Source organism: Cecembia lonarensis LW9, assembly GCF_000298295.1.
GTDB classification, from domain to species: Bacteria; Bacteroidota; Bacteroidia; order Cytophagales; family Cyclobacteriaceae; genus Cecembia; species Cecembia lonarensis.
Genome location: NZ_AMGM01000326.1, coordinates 1 through 579, shown reverse-complemented (window position 1 = coordinate 579; position 579 = coordinate 1). Strand labels below are relative to the sequence as shown.

Sequence of the window (579 nt, the reverse complement as noted above, 5' to 3'; positions counted from 1 at the left end):
CCATAGCCGTCAGTTTAAGGACCCTAAAACCACTGGGCTGAGCTGATTTGTGAACAAAACGTAGATCCCCCTTGGGATCTTTCATCCTTTTGTTCATATTTATATTAGTTTTTAGTTCTTTGAAAAAGGCGGCTCAACTTGGTCGTTTTCCGCCTTTTTCTTTATTTAAATATAGTAACATTTTTCGTAGAAAAGGGATAAAAAACCAAGAAATTTACTCGAAAAGAAACAAATTTTAAGGGAAAAATTTCATGATGTCTTTCAGCCAAAAGCCATTAACCTAATCGCCCAGGAAACCGGTTTCTGTACCAGGAAATCCAAACTTGACGGTTTCGGTTTTCTGCTTAGCTTAATGTTTTCTTATCACAGAGGAAAATTTTTCAGCTTACTGGATATGGCCTCTTTTCTCTTTGAGCAATTCGGTATCAGCATTACCAAGCAGTCCCTGCATGACCGTTTTACCGCTCAGGCAGTTGCATTTTTGAAAAGATGTCTTGATATCCTTTTATTCCAAAAGATCAGATATCGGGGCGATAAAGAGCTGCTTAAAACCCATTTCCGCAGGATCCGGATCAAGGA

1 protein-coding gene is annotated in these 579 nt (G+C 38.7%); it reads left to right on the top strand.

Going from position 1 to position 579, the window contains the following annotated elements; all coding sequences use genetic code 11:
• Positions 1–394: 394 nt before the first annotated feature.
• On the top strand, positions 395–579 hold a 185-nt coding region (locus tag B879_RS23385; RefSeq protein ID WP_238542270.1), incomplete at its 3' end, for a hypothetical protein.